At 53.4% G+C, this 15,498-nt stretch carries 14 protein-coding genes; 9 read left to right on the forward strand and 5 right to left on the reverse strand.

The genetic code is table 11. The features are described 5' to 3' along the window. Window positions 1-185 precede the first annotated feature (185 nt). Together J2X61_RS32555 and J2X61_RS32560 are read left to right on the forward strand one after the other, a co-directional pair. On the forward strand, window positions 186-890 hold the full coding sequence (locus J2X61_RS32555) for a hypothetical protein (RefSeq protein ID WP_310194205.1): 705 nt from the start codon (window positions 186-188) through the stop codon (window positions 888-890). A 16-nt stretch (window positions 891-906) separates the two neighbouring features. Then, complete coding sequence (locus tag J2X61_RS32560; protein WP_310194208.1) at window positions 907-1,740, forward strand: hypothetical protein; 834 nt, start codon at window positions 907-909, stop codon at window positions 1,738-1,740. A gap of 15 nt (window positions 1,741-1,755) precedes the next feature. Here J2X61_RS32560 and J2X61_RS32565 read toward each other — a convergent pair whose 3' ends face one another. Further along, the gene (locus J2X61_RS32565) at window positions 1,756-2,640 is read right to left on the reverse strand and encodes an AraC family transcriptional regulator (RefSeq protein WP_310194211.1); all 885 of its coding nucleotides are present in this window, start codon (window positions 2,638-2,640) and stop codon (window positions 1,756-1,758) included. Window positions 2,641-2,697: 57 nt separating this feature from the next. Next, entirely contained in the window at window positions 2,698-3,471 is a 774-nt protein-coding gene (locus J2X61_RS32570; protein WP_310194214.1) for a phytanoyl-CoA dioxygenase family protein, read from the reverse strand. Between the two features lie 195 nt (window positions 3,472-3,666). Here J2X61_RS32570 and J2X61_RS32575 point away from each other — a divergent pair, with 195 nt between their 5' ends. Both J2X61_RS32575 and J2X61_RS32580 read left to right on the forward strand, forming a co-directional pair. Continuing rightward, window positions 3,667-4,818 (forward strand): glycosyltransferase WbsX family protein, encoded by a 1,152-nt coding sequence (locus tag J2X61_RS32575; RefSeq protein WP_310194217.1) that lies wholly within the window; start codon window positions 3,667-3,669, stop codon window positions 4,816-4,818. A gap of 37 nt (window positions 4,819-4,855) precedes the next feature. Beyond that, on the forward strand, window positions 4,856-6,082 hold the full coding sequence (locus tag J2X61_RS32580; protein WP_396135529.1) for an MFS transporter: 1,227 nt from the start codon (window positions 4,856-4,858) through the stop codon (window positions 6,080-6,082). A gap of 66 nt (window positions 6,083-6,148) precedes the next feature. Here J2X61_RS32580 and J2X61_RS32585 read toward each other — a convergent pair whose 3' ends face one another. After that, a complete protein-coding gene (locus J2X61_RS32585; protein ID WP_274467756.1) occupies window positions 6,149-7,660 on the reverse strand; it encodes a sulfatase family protein in 1,512 nt (503 codons plus the stop codon). A 131-nt stretch (window positions 7,661-7,791) separates the two neighbouring features. Between J2X61_RS32585 and J2X61_RS32590 the strand changes: the two genes are divergently transcribed. Continuing rightward, entirely contained in the window at window positions 7,792-8,640 is an 849-nt protein-coding gene (locus J2X61_RS32590; protein WP_274467757.1) for an AraC family transcriptional regulator, read from the forward strand. Between the two features lie 23 nt (window positions 8,641-8,663). Here the strand turns inward: J2X61_RS32590 and J2X61_RS32595 are convergent, their stop codons facing one another. Beyond that, the gene (locus J2X61_RS32595) at window positions 8,664-9,470 is read right to left on the reverse strand and encodes an AraC family transcriptional regulator (protein ID WP_310194221.1); all 807 of its coding nucleotides are present in this window, start codon (window positions 9,468-9,470) and stop codon (window positions 8,664-8,666) included. Between the two features lie 170 nt (window positions 9,471-9,640). Here J2X61_RS32595 and J2X61_RS32600 point away from each other — a divergent pair, with 170 nt between their 5' ends. Continuing rightward, a complete protein-coding gene (locus J2X61_RS32600; protein ID WP_310194224.1) occupies window positions 9,641-10,465 on the forward strand; it encodes a phytanoyl-CoA dioxygenase family protein in 825 nt (274 codons plus the stop codon). 78 nt (window positions 10,466-10,543) lie between these two features. On the opposite strand, the gene J2X61_RS32605 is transcribed toward J2X61_RS32600, so the two are convergent. After that, on the reverse strand, window positions 10,544-11,419 hold the full coding sequence (locus J2X61_RS32605) for a helix-turn-helix domain-containing protein (RefSeq protein WP_274467760.1): 876 nt from the start codon (window positions 11,417-11,419) through the stop codon (window positions 10,544-10,546). Between the two features lie 129 nt (window positions 11,420-11,548). On the opposite strand from J2X61_RS32605, the gene J2X61_RS32610 reads away from it, so the two are divergent. The 3 genes from J2X61_RS32610 to J2X61_RS32620 all read left to right on the forward strand — a co-directional run bounded on the left by J2X61_RS32610 (window position 11,549) and on the right by J2X61_RS32620 (window position 15,471). Further along, on the forward strand, window positions 11,549-12,526 hold the full coding sequence (locus J2X61_RS32610; protein ID WP_310194226.1) for a Gfo/Idh/MocA family protein: 978 nt from the start codon (window positions 11,549-11,551) through the stop codon (window positions 12,524-12,526). Window positions 12,527-12,558: 32 nt separating this feature from the next. Continuing rightward, complete coding sequence (locus tag J2X61_RS32615) at window positions 12,559-13,545, forward strand: Gfo/Idh/MocA family protein (protein ID WP_310194228.1); 987 nt, start codon at window positions 12,559-12,561, stop codon at window positions 13,543-13,545. 126 nt (window positions 13,546-13,671) lie between these two features. Next, window positions 13,672-15,471, forward strand: a complete 1,800-nt coding sequence (locus tag J2X61_RS32620; RefSeq protein ID WP_310194232.1) for a sensor histidine kinase — start codon at window positions 13,672-13,674, stop codon at window positions 15,469-15,471. Window positions 15,472-15,498: the final 27 nt, after the last annotated feature.

The raw sequence follows: 15,498 nt of genomic DNA on the forward strand, positions 1-15,498 counted from the left end.
ACAACTTGACAGTTTAATTGAGAAACATTATCATTTGAATTAATCGATGAAATTGAAAATCATTATCAATGGAAAATGATAAATGGAAAGTGATATTGGTAAATGATAAATGACAAATGATACATGTATCCATCCGAGATTTCCAAGTTGTTGCCACAATAACGATTGCGGGGTGTCCCATACATATGATGCAAGTGAATGAAGTTGGGGTGGGCATGGGTACCATGCAAATTCTCACCGATTATCAATTGGAGAGCTGGATTCGCAGTTCTTCGCCGGAAGGCTGCAGCGACCGCTCCGATGAACCCGGCTGGAAGCAGCTGACGCAGTATGCGGCTTACCATGCGATTAACGACTGGTATTCGATGCCGGCAGCATTACGAACCTGCGAGTATTTAACGAAACAATTCGAAGGAAGATGGACGAACAAATGCCGCAAATTCGAGTCCAAAGCTTTTTATATGGATGTGAAGGCAAGGGTGTTGGCCCATCTGTACGACCAGCTGACGGATGAGAATGCCGTTCAAAGGCCGATCATGCTCTTTGAAAGCAGCGATGTGTGGGTGGAGGAGCTTGAGCTTGGCTTATCGATGATTGTTCAAGTCATGGCGTGCGAGCAGGGTTCCTTCGTCGTTCATAAATATGTGATGGAGGACAACGAGGCAGCCGCTCAATTATTTGGCCATATGACCGTCGTCTTCTGCCACAAGGCATTCGGAAGGCTGCCGGAACGCTTGGAGCTGTTCAACATGCTAAACGGCAAGCAGTACCGGATCGGGATGGAGGAAATGGATGTCGGCAAATCCATGGACTACCTGAGGCTTGTGAAGGATGTTTATATGGAAACCAATAAAGGCTGCCCGTGCTGCTCCAGCCGGCTAGTCATGTAAAGGCAGGGGAACTTTCATGGATACCAACCGATTCTGGCACTCCAGCAATGACCTGCTGCCGCTTCGTTTCACCACATTGACGGCATCCAATGACGGCGTCTTGTACGCAGGCACGCATGGGAAAGGCGTCTTTCAATTCACGCCGCTTCGTTCATGGGAGATTGCGTCCCAAGGCTTGCCGGACCATCTGCACATCCACCGCTTGGACTGGGTCGACATGCAGCTGTATGCATCGACCAACCGCGGGCTTTATGTGCTGGAGGACGACATTTGGCAGCGGACGAGTGTCACGGACGCTTGCTACCGTATGATCGGCTGGGGCGACAGATTCGTCCTGACCTCGAAGGGGCTGCTTTGCGGCAGCGATGGGAATTGGCAAACGTTGGCCTTCGCCGGGAAGCAAACGTTCGATATGCTCGTAACCCCGCATTTTCTATTCGTCGGCTATGAAGAAGGCGTTGCCTTTTACGATCTGTTAACGGGGGATTGGTGCGAGCTGCCTCTGAATCAGGCGGTCACTTCGTTAGCCGTATTCAATCAGATGCTGGTCGGAACGACAGCCCGCGGCGGACTGGTCATAGGCAACAAAATGGGCGGTTTCCAACATGTGAGGTTCGACGGAATGCGCTTGAACCGGCTCGTTTCGCATCTAGATGGCGTGTACGTATGTGCGAATACGGGTATTTATAAGCTGTTCGATCTGCAAGGACGCATCATGCTGCATTCGTTCAATGTGCGCGCGGAGGTCACCGATTTGCTCGTATGGCGGGATATGATGTTGATTTCTACTTTGCAGACGGGCATTAAATATAAGAATGAGCACAAAACGGCGTTCCAAACGATCTTGTAAATGTCGCGCCGTCCGTTACACAGGCTTCTTGCGAAGCTGGCCGGGCGTAAGCCCGGTCTTTTTTTTGAACAGCTTATTGAAAAAGCTAAGGTCGTCGAAGCCGACTTGAAGGGCAATGTCCGCTATTTTGTCGGAAGTTTCCCGGATCGCCTCCTCGGCCATGCCCAGACGAATATCGTTGCGGTATTCGATGAAGGTTTTGCCGGTGTACATCTTGAATTTGGCGGAAAATACGGAGGCGCTCATGCCGCATACGTGGCTGATCTGCTCCAAGGTCAGCGGCTGCGCGTAGTGCTTGCGGATAAACGCCAGAATCGTTTGCAGGGTTTGCTCATCTTGGCCGAGCTTCGCTCCGGGCTGCTCCATCTGCTGGTAGAACCTGCTCAAGGAGATGAACAGCTGGATCAGTCCGGTTTTGATCATCGTTTCATATCCAAGCGGCTTGCTGTTCTGCTCGGCAATCAGTTTATCCAGAAGCGAACCGATTTCGAGCTGTTGATTGGTTCGGAGTCTTAGGCGCGAGACGAAACGGACATTATTTCGCAAGAAGGGCTCGACGTAGTAAAAGTTGACGAAAGGGGTAACGAGGGACAACGTGTCAAGTTCCGCCTTGAGCAGCGACGGCATGAACAAGAGGTTGCACACCGTCAGCTTCTCGGCAGGGGAAACCTTGTACGCATGAACGATATCCGGCTCAATGACGAAGACATCCCCCGACTTGACGGGATAGAATTCTCCCGCATTGTAGCTGTGCTCCCCGGAGCCATCAGCAATATAAGCCAGCTCGGTAAACTCGTGCGAATGCTCGGCGATGATTTCCCCTGGGGAAACCGTGTAGTAGCCGGCATAGAAGGGGAAGTCCGGATTGTCGAAAAATTGATTGCTCCTCATCTGTGTCATCGTACACACTCATTTCAACAAGAATTCCGCACGACGAGATACGGGCCGGCCCGGCGATCAGGCAAGGAGAGGGAACGTTCCTCCCTTGATGGGATTGCCCGGAAGAAGTCCGAGTCTGTCCGTGACGAGATGCTTTTTGCCGCTGTAGGTCGTGCCGTCCGGCATATAGATGATCGCCAGCACTCTGCGAGGGTTGGAGGTCAAATTGGCATGCGCATAGTGAAAGGTCTGACCATGATGAAAGGTGCAGCTTCCTTTCTTCAAGGGCACGATGACGGGCTTCGCCTGCTCATGCTCCGTACCTTTAACGAAATCAAAGATATTCTGCGGATTGACGAGGTCAATGCCCGCCAGCTTGCCGGCTTGGTGCGAGCCTGGAATGAACATCATGCAGCCGTTCCGCTCATCGACGTCATCGAGCGGAATCCAGGCGGAGAGAGCGCCGGGCTCGTTCATCGGCCAGTAGGGCAGGTCTTGATGCCAAGGCGTCGGCTTGGAGTCCTGCGGCATTTTCCACAGGGCGTGGTCATGGAACAGGCGTACCCCGCTTGCTCCGCTCAGCGCCTTGGCGGCTTCGGCGATTCGCGCATGCAGGGAATATTTGGCCATTGTACCGTGGTCCCGCCAAACGTTAACTTTCTGATTGAGTACGCGGTAATAAGCTCCTTTGCTTTCATCCGTAGCAACGGCGCGATCCGAGCGCTCGCTCATCGCTTCTTCCATGGCGCTCGTCAGCTCCTCGATCTCCGCTGGAAGCAAGATGCCGTCCACTTGAACGAAGCCATTTTGCTCATAGAATGCGATATGTTCCGGGCTTATGACAGATGACAATAGACTCACCCTTTCGGTCGTTTGGTTCAAGCGTATCATGCTGCGGCCGGCCGGTCTTGGGCGATTATAGCGAAAATGCGGTTGATCCTCACGGCAGGATGAGGCTGCTGCGTATTTTGTAAGTGGTTACATATTTATTCCTATTATACAATAAAGATAGGAAAGATAGAGTTTAATCACTGTTCATAAGAGGAGATGTTAGAGATGGCATCCTACGAAGCAGCAGCGTACTATTTTCCGAATTATCATCGTGACAGCCGCAATGCGAAGTGGCATGGAGAAGGCTGGACCGAATGGGAGCTCGTAAAGCGTGCAGAGCCCAAATTCCCTGGGCACCGGCAGCCCAAAATACCTTTGTGGGGCTATGAGGATGAGGCGGACCCGTCCGTCATGGCACGCAAGATTGCGGCCGCCGCCGACCACGGCTTAACGTCCTTCATCTTCGATTGGTACTGGTACGAGGACGGACCGTTTCTGCAGCGTGCTCTGGATGAGGGCTTCCTGCAAGCCCCTAATAACGACCGCTTGAAATTTGCTGTCATGTGGGCTAACCACGATTGGATTGACATACATCCGGCTCAGCGCAGCAGGCCTTATAACATTCAGGCGGCAGGCCAAATCAGCGAGAAGGGGTTCGTTGCCGCAACGGAGCATATGATACGCCATTACTTCAGCCATCCATCGTATTGGCGGGTTCAAGGCGGACTATATGTCTCGTTCTACGAGATTCACAGCCTCATCCGCGGATTGGGCGGCATTGCGGCAACGGCTCGCGTGCTGCGGGAGTTCCGTGAGCGGGTGCGGGCTGCCGGCTGCGGAGAGCTTCATCTGAATGTGGTCGTGTGGGGGCTGCAGATTCTCCCGACTGAGCAGACAATCACCAATATACATGAAGTGCTGGAGGAGCTTGGGGTGGACAGCATCACATCGTATGTCTGGATCCATCACCAGCCTGTGGATCAGTTCCCGGAAACCGATTATGCTTGGATCCGGGACCGGTCGCTGCTGGATTACGAGAAATTCACAGCGGCATACAAGCTGCCCTATTACCCGAATGTGACGATGGGCTGGGATTCCAGCCCGCGCACCGTGCAATCGGAAAGCTTCGAGCCGCTGGGCTACCCCTATATGGCCACGCTGGCAGGCAATACGCCGGAAGCATTCAAGATTGCCTTGGAGGGGGTCAAATCATTCCTGGACAGAGGCCAGACGAGTCCGTGTGTATTTACGATTAATGCTTGGAACGAATGGACGGAAGGCAGCTATCTGGAGCCTGATACGGTGAGCGGCATGGCCTACTTGGAAGCGATACGCGACGTATTCGGCACTTCCAAAAAAAATGCTTGAACCGAGAGGGCAGCTGTCGTACATTTTTAATAACCTTATGTCGGAGCTGGCCCTTCTTCATGTTGGGCCGGCTTTTCATTATTTCACTGGAAAGAAGGGGCTGACAACGAGACTCTACGCTTTTTTGCTATTTTATGCCGTCATCTACATGGGAAATGCGGTTTATGGCACTTTTTTACCGGTGTATCTGCATAATACCAAGTTCTCGCAGGAACAAATCGGAACGCTGCTAAGCCTCGGTCCGCTGATCGCGATGTTCGGTCAACCGGTATGGGGAGCGCTCGGCGATAAGGCGAAGACGAAGAACCGGGTGCTTGCATCGCTCCTGCTCGGCAGCGGCCTCTCCATCCTGTTCTTCCCGCTGTCGCACAATTTCGTTTATTTGCTCGTACTTATCTGTATATTCATGTTCTTCCAAACGTCGATCTTCGCCATTAGCGATGCCATTACGTTGGAAGAGCTGGACCGGCGGCCCACTTGGAATTTCGGCTGGATTCGTCTGGGGGGGACCATCGGCTTTGCTACAATGTCGCTCGTTTTCGGATTTGTGGCCAAATCGCACATCAACTCGATGTTTCCTGTGTATGCGGGAACGATGGCGGCAGGTCTGCTCCTCCTCTGGTGCTTCCCGCAGGCGGTTTCCCGAACGGCGAACGCAACGGGCAAGCAGTTCCGGGAGCTGTTCCGCAACGGCAAGCTGATGCTGTATTTGGGGATGAATTTCATCGTGCAAATTACGCTCGGCTATTATTACGCGTTCTTCCCGATTTACTTCAAGGAAATGGGTGCCGACAACGTGCTGCTGGGTTGGTCCATGGTGATTTCCTCGATGAGCGAGCTGCCGTTCCTGCTGTTCTCCGGCTGGATATTCAAGCGGGTCTCGATTTCGATGCTCTTGGTGATCGCAGCACTTGGATCCGCAGCCCGCTGGTATTTATTCTCGATCATCGATCAGCCGCATTGGATTCTTCCGGTTCAGGTGCTGCACGGGGTCATCTTCATCGTGTTGTCCGTGACGCTCGCCACGTTCATCAACCGGGAGGTGCCTTCGGAATGGAAAGCCAGCGGCCAGACGCTCAACGGGCTGCTCAGCCTGGGAGCGGCGCGCATTATCGGCTCGTTCCTGGGCGGCATCATGAGTGCGGCTTATGGCATGAGACAAGTGTTCCTATACAGCTCTTGGCTGTCGATGGCCTGTGTCATCGTATTCGGGCTCTTCATTTGGCTGCGCCGCAAACAGAAGCAACCGGCTTCGTCTTTGTAAAAATCGAAAAAGGAGTTAAGCCGCTTTATGCGCTTAACTCCTTTTTTGGTCTTCAAGCCTGTGCTGTTAGGCGTGCCAGATGCGGGGCATCGGCATCGATTCTTTGCCCAGCTCCGCCCAAATATATTTGAGCAGCAGCTCGGATTTCAAGGCGGCGCTGGCCGGATCGTTCCAGAGGTTGCGGACTTCCCCCGGATCCTCCTGCAGATCGAAAATTTCACCGTACGTTTGATTATAATAGACGGTAATTTTATAACGTTCACCAACGTAGGTTTTCTGGTGAATCGTCGTCGGTTCATGGCGGAATTCGCAGATGGCGTGATCCCGTGCTTGGCTGGCTTTCCCCGTCCATACGCGGCTTTGATCGACGCCGGTCATGTGATGCGGAATGGGGATGCCTGCGAGAGATAGGAATGTCGGCGCCAGATCGACAAGCGATTGGATGGCCGCAGACGTTTGGCCGGCAGGGACATGGCCGGGATAACGGACGATGAAAGGAATCTTGATGAGATCCTCGTAGTGGAAGCCGCCTTTGTACTGCAGGCCGTGCTGGCCGAAGAAATGTCCGTGATCCGTGGTGAATACGACGATCGTGTTGTCGGCCAAGCCAAGCTCATCAAGCCGGTCTAATATTCGGCCAATATATTTGTCCATACAGCTGATCATGCCGTAATAGGTGGCGACCAGCTGCTTGCGCTCGCTCTCAGGCAGAGTCGCGTGTGAATGATACCCGTGAATGCCGTACTGGCCCTCGCGCAGATGCGAGAAGTCGGGGTCGGCCTGCTGCGTTAATCCGAAATGCGGCGGATTCTGGTCGTGCTCCCCCGGCGTTACCGTCGGGATGGTAAGCTTATCCGGATCGTACATCGTATCCCATGGCGCCGGAACGAGGTAGTCCGGATGCGGATCGAAGAAGCTGGACCAGAGGAAGAAAGGTTCCCCGGACTCCTTGTACTGCTCCAGCAGCGCTTCGGATCTTTCGGCAATCCAGGTATTGTAATGGTATTCCTCCGGAATTTCCCAGTGGTGCAGCTTCGAAGGGTCCATCGTGCCGGTCGGCGCAACGAAATAGTCCCGCCAGTTCGTGCAGCCCTTAGCTTCCATCCAGAGAGCGTAGTGCTGGCCGACATGGGCTTCGTTCGTATGATTTCGCGCCAGCTCGACATGTTCGAAGCCGTAGAAATCTTCATCGAACGACTTCCAGAAGTTCAAATCCTGCAGGATCGGATAAGATTCCAAGGACGGATACTGCTCCGTGCTGCGCAGAGGTTGGAAATGGGCTTTGCCGACCAAAGCGGTACGGTAAGAAGCGGCTTGCAGATCTTCCCCAACCGTGTGGCGGTCTTCCAGCAGCTTCGTGCCCAGTGTCCACGCTCCATGCTGGCTGGGGTACATGCCGGTGATGATGGATGAGCGGGTCGGCGTGCAGGTCGGGTTCGGACAGTAAGCTCGCGTGAAGGTGGTCCCTTCCCGAACCAGACGGTCAAGATTGGGAGTGGACAGCTCGGTGTTGAAGGCGCCAATCGTATCCCAGTGCTGTTGATCGCTTGTAATGAGTAAAATATTAGGTCTTTTCAAAGTGTCTGCTCCCTTCTACTATGTAGATAAGCCTCTATGCTTATAAGTATAAGGATTATAAAGGAATATCAAAATAACAATATGTCTAGCACTTGTCATTATGTTGGATTTATATCGAAAGGGTGAGGACCTTGCAGGAATATGCTTACGAGTATGCGGATTTTTGGTATTCGCTGCCGCACCCTGTGCAGATGGCCGGAGGCTGCTGGATTGTAAGAGCGGGGCAGAACGTAGCCAAGCCTAATTATTCGGTAGGTCCCAAAATGATCGACCAAATCAGCTTTCACTGGGTCGTGAAGGGGGAAGTCCGGGTTTCTGCGGGGAAGCGGACGGTGGAGCTGGGGAAAGGAGACTTATTCGTTATATTTCCCAGACGGCCTTATGTCTATGAAACGATTCATGAAGCAGCGGAGAAACCGCTGGAAATGATATGGCTGGCCATGGAAGGCGGACAGCTTCCGCAGCTTGTCGCACAGTTAGGTCCGACGCCTGATACGTTTTGGCTCAAGGGCGTCGCCAACTCGGAAGTGATTCGAAGTCTGCGCACGATTCTTCAGACCGTCAGCCAGCCGGACAAAGATGTTTTGCGGGAAACGAGCCTGCTCTACGATCTGTTTTGGAAAATGAACAACGCTTCCGTGCGTGAAGAGCCTGTAAGAAGAGAGGGTTGGCTTGACGATGTGAAAGACTATTTGGACCTGCACGCAGGGGAAAACATCCGCATCGAAGATGCCGCGCGTTCAGTCGGCATTCACCGCTCGCATCTGTTTGCCTGCTTCCGCAGCAAATTCGGTCTCTCTCCCCAGCAATATTTGCAAAAAATCAGATTGGAGAAGGGGGCCAACCTGCTGCGGGAAACGAATCTGAGCGTTACGGAAATTGCCCTGTCGCTTGGATATCCGGAACTGTATTCGTTTACCCGGGCATTTACGAAGTACTTCGGCATCGCTCCGAGTTCGTACCGGGCGCAGGATCGTTGATTGTTCGCATCAAACGATTGAGTTTAATGGCGTGTATGCCGGTAGGCGCTTGGCGAGAGGCCGTATTTGCGCTTAAACAACTTGGAGAAATGAAACTCGTCGTAAAATTGCAGCTGCGCCGCAATTTCTTTCACCGAGAAATTCGTCGTTTCTAGAGATACTCTGGCCGACTCTATCTTCAGGTTCAAGATGTAGTCGCCGGGCGGCTGTCCGGTCACGGCACGGAAACGCGTGAAGAACGCCGTCCTGGACATTCCGCTCCGTTCGATCAGCTCTTCGATACGGAGAGCTTGGTCGATGTGCCGGTGAATATAGATCAAGATCTGGTTAAGTTCGGAATAGCGTGAATCCGGAGCTGCAGATTGCTCCCTGGCCAAAAGCAGCAGAAGCTCCTGCAGGAAGATGTTAGCGGAATAAGCATACCCCACAGGTTCGGCAATCAAGGTGTCGATCAGCCGCTCGCACAGCTGTGTCGCTTCCGTTATTTTGACCGTTGAGACGACCCTGTCTGCAGGCAGCCGGAGTTCACGGGCGATGTCAAGGGAGCTGAAATCCAGAAAGTAAAATTTCCAGTCATTGTTCAAGCACCGGTACGAGCAAGGAATCGCTTCTTGCGTGAAGAAATAAGTGCCGGCTTGCAAATCGAATTGCCTATTGTCTTGCAAGAACACGCCGCTGCCTTCATACGTGATGAAAAGTCCGGGGAAATCGAAGCCTGCTCCCTTCGTAACCTGGTAGGCATTGTCTGCCTGCACCTTCCAGATCGACAGGAAGGATGACTGGGAAACCGAGGCTTGGTTCAACCCGTAGGGAATATTCATATAGCTCATTCTCCGCACTCCTTGTGAATGATCGATTATACATTGAAATGTCCACGAAGCGGTGATAATTAACTAATTGTTTGTACAATTATACATGGAAATGAAACTGACATCCATGGTGGGGGAGGTCTTTTTCCGCTACACTTGAATCAGATAACGGGCAGAGGAGTGTAGCGGGAATGAGGATCAAAGTAGGCAGCAGGGAACTGGAGATGGGCGGTCAACATCTGACTGAACTTAGGAGCTCCAACGATGTATTGGACGATCCGGAGGCATTGCGGGGGCGGATGGAGGAAGACGGCTACTTGCTGATTCGCGGATTTCATGGCCGGGATGCCGTGCTGCGTGCGCGTACAAGTATTCTGGAGAAAATGGCGCTGATGGGGAAGCTCGACCGGGATACCCAACTGGAGGATGGCGTGATGGCCGACGGCAGCCGAACGATTTTCATGGGGGGTACGAACGAAGACCTGCCTGCGCTGCTTGATGTTCTCAACGGGGAGCGGATCATGTGTTTCTTCGATCGTTTTCTCGGAGAAGCTTCGCTGACCTATCATTACAAATGGCTGAGAGCCGTTGGCCGAGGGGATTTCACAGGCGCGCATTACGACATCGTGTATATGGGCAGGGGGACGCACAATGTGTACACCGTATGGTCACCTTTGGGAGATGTATCTTATGAGATGGGCGGACTGGCGATATGTCTGGGCTCCCACCGTTTCGAAGCTTTGAAACAGTCGTATGGTACGAAAGATTCGGACCGCGACGGCATCGGCCATTATACCGACGATCCGCTTGTCATTACGGAGAAATTCGGGGGACAGTGGGCGACAACCGAATTTCAAGCGGGCGATGTGCTCATCTTCGGCATGTTCTTGATGCATTGCTCGTTGGAGAATACGACTAACCAGTACCGCTTGAGCGTGGATGCCAGGTATCAATCGGCTCTCGAGAAGGTGGATGAACGATGGAGCGGCAAAAAGCCGCGCGGCCATTTCAAGTAAGGTGTACCTGAACTTGAACGTGGATTAGGAACGGCAGTCTCGGACTCGATGAAGTCCCGGACTGCCGTTCTTTGATGCTCAGCCCTCTCTTAGCAGCTTGCGGGCGTACTCTTTGGGCGTGCAGCCGTTGTAACGCTTGAACAGTTCGTAGAAATGCGCCATGTTCTCGAATCCGACACCGGCTGCAACTTCTGTGATAATATCCGTCTTCGTAGCAAGCAGCTGCCCGGCTTTGCGAATGCGCTGCCGGTTCACATAATCGGTGAACGAGAGGCCGACGCATTTCTTGAAATATTTGGAGAAATACGTGTAGCTCATGCCGGCGATCCGGCTAACCTCTTCCATTTCGATTTTCTCCACTAAGTGCGCTTCCACATAATCGAGGATCGGCCGCATAACGGCAGCATCAACGAATTCAAAGGGCTGAAGCAGCTCGCGCCGGTCATAGCGGAGCAGGGCGAGAAGCAGATGCTTGATATGCATGCTCATCGCGATTTCGTAGCCCTTGGTTTTGTCCATCATCTCGGAGTGAACGTCGACGATGATCCGTCCGACCTCCTGTTTGGCGCGCTCATTTTCGAGGAAGATGTAATTGAGGTCCTCCAGCGGGCGCACCATCTCGGAGAAATGGCGGTAATACATCATCATGGCGGGATCGAAATACGGCTGCAAATCAACGTGAAGCACAATGTAGACGAGTGCGCCGTCCTCCGGTTTGTTGCTGATATGAAGCTGGGAGGAGCCGATCAGCAGCACATCTCCCGGAGTGAGACTGTAGCTGTTGTCTGGCGTACGAATGCCCAACCTGCCTTCCTGCACAAGGATGAATTCGACTTCTTTATGATAATGCCACTGCTGCCCGAACGGTCTGGGGGGAGAGGAACTCGTGAACTGCCACACCTTCATGCAGAGACGCTCATTCTGGTAATGTATCGGTTCTTTGAACGTTTCCATGCTTAGCACACCTGATTTCCGACGGCAAATTTGGATAGAAACAAGACAAAACGCGTCATTTTGGTAGGAGCCATGAACAGCTATGATTGCATTAAGTAGTATACAACAAATGAAAGGGGAAGTAGAGAGATGAAAGTGGCGGTAGTGGGCTGCGGCGGAATGGGAATGTGGCATGCGAAGAGCTATGCGAAAATGCCGGGCGTCGAGTTGGTGGCCGTTTGCGAGCCTGTATTCGAGCAAGCGGCTAACGCGGCTAAACTAACGGGAGCGACGCCTTACGAAACGATGGATGAAATGTTGGCGGTCGAGGCTGTGGATGTCATCAGTGTCGCGGTGCCTACATATTTGCATAAGGAAATCGTCATGCAAGCCGCACGAGCCGGGAAGCATGTCATTTGCGAGAAGCCGATAGCGCTTCATGTGGAGGAAGCGAAGGATATGATCGCGTGCTGTGAGGAGAATGGCGTACGGCTGTTCATCGGCCATGTAGTGCGCTTCTTCCCGGAATATGCACAGATGAAGGAGCAGATCGACAGCGGCAGAATCGGGCGTGCCGGGGTTGCGAACGCGCGCCGGGCTGGCGGTCATCCGGGGGAAGCCAGGCCCTGGTATCTGGAAGCGGACCGAAGCGGAGGCGTAATCATGGATTTAATGATTCACGACATTGATTATATGCGCTGGACGCTTGGGGAAGTGAAGTCCGTGTACGGGATGAACCGGGTAGTTGGCACGACGGATTATGCGCTCGTCACGCTCGTTTTTGAGAATGGTGCGGTGGCCAATCTGGAGGCGTTCTGGGGTTATCCGGGCTCGTTCCGCTATGCGGCGGAGTTTGCCGGTTCGGACGGGCTGGTCCGTACGGACAGCATGAACTCCCAGTCCTTGCAAATCCGCAAGTCGTCTCCTGCTGAACACGGAGGCAAAGCTGTGGAAATACCGCAGAGCCCAAGCTTCAAGGATCCTTACTACGTCGAGCTCGAACATTTTCTTACTTGCATCCGGGAAGGCACCGAGCCCCGCGTGACCGTGCAGGATGCCTGCAGAGCGCTGGAAATCGCAAGGGCAGCGCTGGAATCCGTTCGAACAGGCCAAGCGGTAACGCTGTAGGCGGAGCCGCACATTCCGGGAGGGACATGGATATGGATATTTTGAAAGTAGGCATGATCAGCTTCGCGCACGGGCATGCTTTCGGCTACTTAAACAGCTTGGCCCTAATACCGGCCGTACGAATCGTCGGTATTGCCGACGAGGACCGAAGCAGAGTGGAGGGCGTCGTCGAACGCTACGGGATACCGTATTATGCGGACTACCGGCAGCTGTTGGCCGAGGATGTGGATGCGGTCGTTATCTGTTCGGAAAATGTGCATCATGCGCAGCTGACCATCGACGCGGCTCGAGCCAAAAAGCATGTGCTGTGTGAGAAACCGCTCGGCACGACGATGGAAGAGATGGCGCAAATGATTGCCGCATGCGAAGAGAACGGCGTGCAGTTGATGACGGCATTTCCGTGCCGGTATTTGGCAGCCGTCGTGCGCGCGAAAGAAGCCATCGATCAAGGAGAAATCGGCGATATCGTGGCCATCAAAGGGACGAACCACGGGGGCAACCCGGGCGGGTGGTTCGTTGATCCGAGCTTGTCCGGAGGCGGAGCGGTCCTGGATCACACCGTGCATGTGATGGACTTGATACATTGGATTTTGCAGGCGAATGTGAAAGAGGTGTATGCTTACGCCGCTACGCTCTTCAAGGAGGAACTGAAGGTCGAGGACGCCGGCATGCTGCACATGAAGTTCGACAATGACGTGATCGCGGTGTTGGACACGAGCTGGTCCCGTCCGAAATCGTTCCCGACTTGGGGCGATGTAACGATGGAAATTGTCGGGACGAAGGGCGTCATTACCGTCGACGGCTTCGCGCAGAAGAACGATCTCTTCAGCAATGCAGCCGGCAAAGGATTGTATACCTTCTGGGGCGATGATATGGATGCGTATATGATTCGAGATTTCGTTAACGCGCTGCTCCAGGGCCGGCAAGTCCCCGTCACAGGGGAAGACGGCATGAAGGCGGCGCAGGTGGCGCTTGCCGCCTACCGGTCGGCGAAGCTGGGCCAGCCGGTTGCGCTTTAGTGGAAAGCCCGTTTCATCCGGTCACTGTTGACCGGGGGAAGCGGGCTTTTTGCATCCCGGAAGGACATTTCCCCAATATGACCGAATGTATGTGGAAGAAAAGACAGAAACATGCGGGGGGTTAGCATGAAGATCAAATTATTTGCCAAACCGTGGACGTTCGCGGCGACGCTGCATGTGCTGCTGGTCGTCATGGTTGTGTTCCCGATCGTAACGATATCAACGATGATTCTGCAGGTATACAAACGCGATCTGCTGCAGCAGACGACGGAACGCACACTGCAAACGCTGCAAGCGGTAACCTACTCTGCAAGGCAAGAAATCAGTAAGATCGAGTACGTTACAGCGGCAATCGGGGTGGACCGGGATATTCTGTCCATCGCCACCTCGCTGCATCAAGCGGATGAGAGCAACCGTTACGCCTACATCAACGCCTTGGGACTGGCGCTCAGCCGGTATACGTATTCGATGTCGAGCCAGCTGCTGGCCATTCACTTTTTCTACAAAGACGGCGGCGTATATTCCTACCAGCAAAATTTATCCGCAGCCGAACAAGACGTACGGGCGATGAATTGGTACAGGGAGACGCTGAAGGTGAAAGATAATGTGCGCTTTCTCGGCTTGCAGAAGTCGGTGCTGTATGGCCAATCCACACCGCTTGACTTGTCTGCGGCGATTGCTCCCAGCGACTATCACACGCTCAGCGATGTGGAGATGATCTGTTTCACATTGAATCAGGAAGCATTCGATAACATATTCCGGCAGCAGCCGTATGATAAGTCCGCCTTTGTCATGCTAACGGACGAAGGCCAGGTTGTCGCCGCGAGCAGCAACTGGAACCAAGCGCGTATTGAGCCCTATCTGCTGGAGCAGATAGGTTCCGGCAACGAAGGCTATTTTGTCGATCGGACGGGGGAGCCAACGATGCTGGAGACTTACACGACCGTGGGCAATCTGGGGTGGAAAGTCGTCCATGAGCTGCCGTACAGCGAGCTTACGGCCAATTATAACCGCATCAACCGAATCGTGCTGGTCGTCACTTGTGCGGTCATTGCCATCTTCCTGCTCATCTCTTTCTCCCTGGTGCACAATCTGACCAAACCGATCCATGTGCTCGTCCGTAAAATGTCGTTAGTCATGGATGGCGATCTGAATGCCAAAATCGGCACGTCGGGCATCGCCGAAATGGCCACGCTCGGGCGGACGTTCAACCACATGCTCGATCAGATCAAGCTGCTGCTGCGGCAGCGTGAGGAGCAGGAGCAGATGAAGCGGAAGGCGGAGTTCGCCGCCCTGCAGTCGCAAATTAATCCGCACTTCTTGATTAATACATTGAATGCCATCAAGCTGATGGCGCTGATCGGCAAGGCGGACAACATCCGGAACATGACGCATGCCTTGATGCGCCTCGTCTCGTCCTCCTTCAACCGGGGAGGCATTATGACGCGTTTTGCCGATGAAATCGAGAATTTGAAACATTATTTGTATATTATGGAAACGCGTTACGGCCATACGTTTGAGGTGGAGTGGGACATCGACCCGCAAGCAGAGCCGAAATTTCTGCTGAAGCTGCTGCTGCAGCCGATTCTCGAGAACAGCATCGTTCATGGAATGGCCGGTAAAGAAACGCGGGGGACCATCGTCATTACGGCGCGTGTTCGGGAAGGCTCCTTATTCATTGATATCGCGGATAACGGCGAAGGCATGACACAGGAGCAGCTCGAACAGTTCCGGACGAAGCGCAGTCCGCAATCTTTCACCGGCATGGGGGTCGCGAACGTGCATCACCGTATACAGCTGCATCACGGCGAGGATTACGGATTGGTATTGGCTGCGAACGAAGGCGGGGGCACGAAGGTGACGCTCAAGGTCCCCCTTATTCATAAAAATGATGAAGATGAGGTTCAAAAAAGATCAACGCTTTAGCCAAAAAGATCATTTGGATGCGTTTCC

This window comes from Bacillus sp. 3255 (genome assembly GCF_031456485.1).
Taxonomy (GTDB): domain Bacteria; phylum Bacillota; class Bacilli; order Paenibacillales; family NBRC-103111; genus Paenibacillus_E.

What these genes read in the sequence shown, in the direction of transcription:
- J2X61_RS32565 (WP_310194211.1), bottom strand. Translation starts at nt 2,640, where the DNA reads ATGACACAGATGAGGAGCAATCAATTTTTCGACAATCCGGACTTCCCC.
- J2X61_RS32580 (WP_396135529.1), top strand. Translation starts at nt 4,856, where the DNA reads ATGTCGGAGCTGGCCCTTCTTCATGTTGGGCCGGCTTTTCATTATTTC.
- J2X61_RS32600 (WP_310194224.1), top strand. Translation starts at nt 9,641, where the DNA reads ATGAGGATCAAAGTAGGCAGCAGGGAACTGGAGATGGGCGGTCAACAT.
- J2X61_RS32560 (WP_310194208.1), top strand. Translation starts at nt 907, where the DNA reads ATGGATACCAACCGATTCTGGCACTCCAGCAATGACCTGCTGCCGCTT.
- J2X61_RS32555 (WP_310194205.1), top strand. Translation starts at nt 186, where the DNA reads ATGATGCAAGTGAATGAAGTTGGGGTGGGCATGGGTACCATGCAAATT.
- J2X61_RS32615 (WP_310194228.1), top strand. Translation starts at nt 12,559, where the DNA reads ATGGATATTTTGAAAGTAGGCATGATCAGCTTCGCGCACGGGCATGCT.
- J2X61_RS32610 (WP_310194226.1), top strand. Translation starts at nt 11,549, where the DNA reads ATGAAAGTGGCGGTAGTGGGCTGCGGCGGAATGGGAATGTGGCATGCG.
- J2X61_RS32605 (WP_274467760.1), bottom strand. Translation starts at nt 11,419, where the DNA reads ATGGAAACGTTCAAAGAACCGATACATTACCAGAATGAGCGTCTCTGC.
- J2X61_RS32595 (WP_310194221.1), bottom strand. Translation starts at nt 9,470, where the DNA reads ATGAGCTATATGAATATTCCCTACGGGTTGAACCAAGCCTCGGTTTCC.
- J2X61_RS32575 (WP_310194217.1), top strand. Translation starts at nt 3,667, where the DNA reads ATGTTAGAGATGGCATCCTACGAAGCAGCAGCGTACTATTTTCCGAAT.
- J2X61_RS32620 (WP_310194232.1), top strand. Translation starts at nt 13,672, where the DNA reads ATGAAGATCAAATTATTTGCCAAACCGTGGACGTTCGCGGCGACGCTG.